Genomic DNA, 3,633 nt, shown 5'->3' with positions numbered 1-3,633 from the left:
GTAAGCCGGCTTCGTTCGGGACACCGGCATATGTTGGGGGTTATTTTTCATGATGCGACGTGAGTGCGTTACGCCGTTGCCGCTGAGCTTGTGCATGGCGACGTTGGGGTTCGCATGCTGAGGTATCTCCGCATTTTTTTGCTATTCCTACAAAAAAACGCCCAAGTTTTCGTCAGTATTATTCAGAGCGTCTCGTCATTCCGGCGAAAGCCGGAGTGACGAGACGCTTTGGAATGGAATCGGCCTGATCCCGGGCTTTATTAAAGAAAAACCGCGCATCGCGCGCGGTTTTCGTCTCTCACGTCTGCGCCGCCGTCCGCGGCCGATGATGCATCGGTGGCGGCGAGCTCGGTGCGCGGAACGGCACCACGCTCGCGTCGACCGGTAACTGCGCATCGCTCAACATGGCCAGCAGGGTTTCGCCATAGATCAGTTCGAATGGCTTGCCGGCGACGAACTTCCAGGCATCTTCGGTGTAGTCGCCGCAAGCGACGATCTTGACCGCGGAAGCGTGGTGGTACTTCATCAGATGGTGCATCTCGCGCACGTCTTTGACGTCGACGTTGCGATGTTGCCAGTGACGGCATTGCACCAGGGTGGTCATGCCGTGCTTGCGCAAGACGAGGTCCAGGCCGTCATCCGCATCGGCGCCGCAGGCACGCTCCACGGCATAGCCGCGGAACCGGAACGCCTGCGCCACGCGGTCTTCGAAAACGCGCCAGTGCATGTCGCACAGCCGGGCCAATTGGTCGCGCACGATCAGGCGATGCCTGCGCTTGCGATAGCCCACACAGGTGGCGAATGCAGCCAGCCAGCAGGCGATCAGGGCCATCCACAACAAGGTCATGTAACTGGCGCCGTGCCTGCCTTGTCCGTAGTGCAGGCACAGGTAGGCACTTAGGCCGAGTAGACATCCGGCGGGCCAATGCACCCGAACGAACCGTTCGATGCGATGTGTTCTGTGCTTCGCCATCAACTCCCCCGAGCTGTGAACGCTGCTGTCGAACCGCGAATCGACCTTAGCGCGGACCTTGCTTGATATCAGCGTGCAGCGCGGCATTCGGCCGCAGTGCTGTTCTGCCGCGGCATGGCGCATTTTTAGGGGTGGCTTTGGTGCGGCGCAGCGACGATCTTCACGCCATGGCCAGGTCCGCGGACCGTATGAAGGCCAGCTGTAGCCCCGCTTTTCACCTCATCCCATGGTTTGGCGGCAGGGGTATGCTCTGACACAGCTTCAACGGCCGGCGACAGGATTTCCACGCCTTTTTCACATCTCGCATGCCACACCAGACGCGCCGGCATCGCCGCTTCGTCGCAACCGCTTCAATAGGAAGCATGGCCATGAGTAGCAAGACAGACACCTGGGCCCGCAACACCCCCGTCAACTGGGACGATCCGCAACTGGTATCGCTGCTTAGCCGCAGCGAAAGCTGGAGCATCGACAACCGCGGCGGCTTTACGCCCCAGCATGTCCAGGTTTACCTCGGCTGGAGCGGTACGGTGGGCCGGTCGGCCACCCTGGTATGGGAGCGCGACAGCGCCGTGGTGGTGGAAACCACCTTCTCCCTGCCGCAGGGCGAGCAAGTACGCCTCGACAAGCACCTGGGCGATCGCATCCGCACCCTGTGGGGCGTGGTGGTGGAGGGGCGCGAAGGCAACCGTGAGGAAGATCGCCGCAAAGGCCTGCACGTGTATTGGCTGCAGGTGTTGAACAAGCCCACCAAAGCGTAACCACAGCGCCTGTTCAAGAATCGCTGCCGCAGGCCGATAACGGCCTGAAGGACGCCAGTCTCCAAAGCGTCGAACTCGCCTTGCCGCATGCGGCAAGGCGAAGCCGCTGGCGTGCTGCCTGCAGGAACACACGTTGTATGAGCCACATCAAATCCATGCCCAAGGTGTCGAACAATCAGGTGGATTGGAACGATCCACGCCTGGAAGCGCTATTGCGCAAGACCGAGGAATGGAAGCTCGACAATCGCGGCGCCTTTCCAGCGCAGGACGTACAGATCCACATCGGCTGGGGCGCCAGTGCCGCGCGCAAGGCGACGCTGGTGTGGGAAGCCGAGCGCGTGATGGTGCTGGCGGCCAATTTCCTGATACCGCAGGGCGAGCACGTGCGTGTGGACCGGATTTCGGCCGGCAGCCTGCGCACCGTCTGGGCCGTGGTGGCGGAAGGGCGCGAAGGATTCCGGGAAGAAGACAAAGAGAACGGCGTGTACGTGCATTGGCTGCACATAGGTTGAATCTCGCGCGGATCCCGTAGGCCACGGCATGCCCCAGCCGGCAAGCGTATAGCCCATTAGTAAGCATTGCTGCTTGGCGTCCGTCATGTATACAGTGTATACATGCCTCGTCTGACCACCCCCGAAAAAATCCTCAAGGCCGCCTTCGCATTATTTGAACGCGAAGGCGCCGATGCCGTGACCATGCGCCGCGTAGCCGATGCGGTAGGGATCACGCCGATGGCGATCTATCGCCATTTTCCCAACCGGGACGCGCTGCTGAAGAAGCTCTCCGACGACAGCTTCCAGAGTGTCGCGCACGAATGGAAATCGCGTGCGCGCGGCCGCGACGTGCTCAAGCGGCTTAACGCGTTGATGGAACCCTATTTGGACTACGCGCTGGCGCATCCGCATCTGTTCGACCACGCCTTTTCGGTACGCCGCGACGATGCGCGGCGTTATCCGGAAGATTTTCACGCGCGCCTTTCGCCCACCTTCAATGTTGCACTCGACGCCGTCATCGAAGGCATGGCCCAGGGCGTGTTGAAACAGGACGATCCGCACGACGTCACGATGACGATCTGGGCGCATCAGCACGGTTTGATCGCGCTCTATCGCGCCGGACGTTTCAGCTATGACGAGGCGCAGTTTCGCGCCTTCTACTTGCAATCCTTGAGGAGGTTGCTCGATGGCATCAAGGCATGATTATTCCGCGCTGCGGACCTGGTTTGCAGCGACTGCCCTCTCCGCACTGTGCTGGTGGTTCGGTAGCGGCATCCATCCACACTGGTGGCTGACATGGTTCGCACCGTTGCCCGTGCTATGGCTCGCTCCCCGGGTTCGAGCGCGCTCGGCCGCCCTGTCGGCTTTTGTCGCGTATGCCGCAGGTTCGCTTAGCGTCTGGACTTATCTCCACACGTATATCGGCCTGCCTTGGTTTTTCGATGTGTATGCGATCAGCGCATCGGGCATCATGTTGCTGCTGTGCGTGCTGCTGTATCGGCGATTGCTGCTGCGCGGTCATACGCTGGCCGCCGCACTGGCGGTGCCGGCGATGTGGGTCGCCCTGGAATACGTCACTAATCTGCTTTCGCCGCACGCCACGTTTTCCAGTCTCAGCTACACGCAGATGGATGCACTGGCCGTCATTCAAATGGCGGCGATAACCGGCATTTGGGGCATTGGTTTTCTGTTGCTGCTGGTGCCCACGGCCATCGCGTTGCAGGCGACGCCGCATGCTTCCAGGCGCAGTCGTATCACGGTGGCCGTGCTTACAGCTATTTTGCTGACCGGCACGGTGGCGTATGGCGGCTGGCGACTTCAGGCTCCGGCGACCGGAACGATGCGCATTGGCCTGGTATCGCTGCAAAAGCCGACCCAGGCTGCATTGAGCGAGCCGGAGGGGCAGGCT

At 61.1% G+C, this 3,633-nt stretch carries 4 protein-coding genes and 1 pseudogene; 4 read left to right on the top strand and 1 reads right to left on the bottom strand.

The window, feature by feature from the left end; translation table 11 throughout:
• Window positions 1-298: 298 nt before the first annotated feature.
• Window positions 299-847 (bottom strand): restriction endonuclease, encoded by a 549-nt coding sequence (locus VMA74_RS19585; RefSeq protein ID WP_325370064.1) that lies wholly within the window; start codon window positions 845-847, stop codon window positions 299-301.
• A 494-nt stretch (window positions 848-1,341) separates the two neighbouring features.
• Between VMA74_RS19585 and VMA74_RS19580 the strand changes: the two genes are divergently transcribed.
• The 4 genes and pseudogenes from VMA74_RS19580 to VMA74_RS19565 all read left to right on the top strand — a co-directional run.
• The gene (locus VMA74_RS19580; protein WP_325370062.1) at window positions 1,342-1,731 is read left to right on the top strand and encodes a hypothetical protein; all 390 of its coding nucleotides are present in this window, start codon (window positions 1,342-1,344) and stop codon (window positions 1,729-1,731) included.
• 137 nt (window positions 1,732-1,868) lie between these two features.
• Window positions 1,869-2,243 carry a hypothetical protein gene (locus tag VMA74_RS19575; RefSeq protein ID WP_325370061.1) on the top strand — a complete coding sequence of 125 codons (375 nt, stop codon included), beginning with the start codon at window positions 1,869-1,871 and terminating at the stop codon, window positions 2,241-2,243.
• A gap of 102 nt (window positions 2,244-2,345) precedes the next feature.
• Window positions 2,346-2,927 carry a TetR/AcrR family transcriptional regulator gene (locus VMA74_RS19570; RefSeq protein ID WP_325370059.1) on the top strand — a complete coding sequence of 194 codons (582 nt, stop codon included), beginning with the start codon at window positions 2,346-2,348 and terminating at the stop codon, window positions 2,925-2,927.
• Window positions 2,911-3,633: pseudogene (locus tag VMA74_RS19565) on the top strand (hypothetical protein); the annotation flags it as partial. The gene VMA74_RS19570 and the pseudogene VMA74_RS19565, both read left to right, overlap by 17 nt.

Source organism: Dyella sp. (assembly GCF_035508675.1).
Lineage (GTDB): Bacteria > Pseudomonadota > Gammaproteobacteria > Xanthomonadales > Rhodanobacteraceae > Dyella_B.
This window is presented reverse-complemented; position numbering and strand designations above follow the sequence as displayed.

Excerpts from the sequence above, each read along its gene's own strand:
- VMA74_RS19575 (WP_325370061.1), top strand. The coding sequence starts at position 1,869 with ATGAGCCACATCAAATCCATGCCCAAGGTGTCGAACAATCAGGTGGAT.
- VMA74_RS19580 (WP_325370062.1), top strand. The coding sequence starts at position 1,342 with ATGAGTAGCAAGACAGACACCTGGGCCCGCAACACCCCCGTCAACTGG.
- VMA74_RS19585 (WP_325370064.1), bottom strand. The coding sequence starts at position 847 with ATGACCTTGTTGTGGATGGCCCTGATCGCCTGCTGGCTGGCTGCATTC.
- VMA74_RS19570 (WP_325370059.1), top strand. The coding sequence starts at position 2,346 with ATGCCTCGTCTGACCACCCCCGAAAAAATCCTCAAGGCCGCCTTCGCA.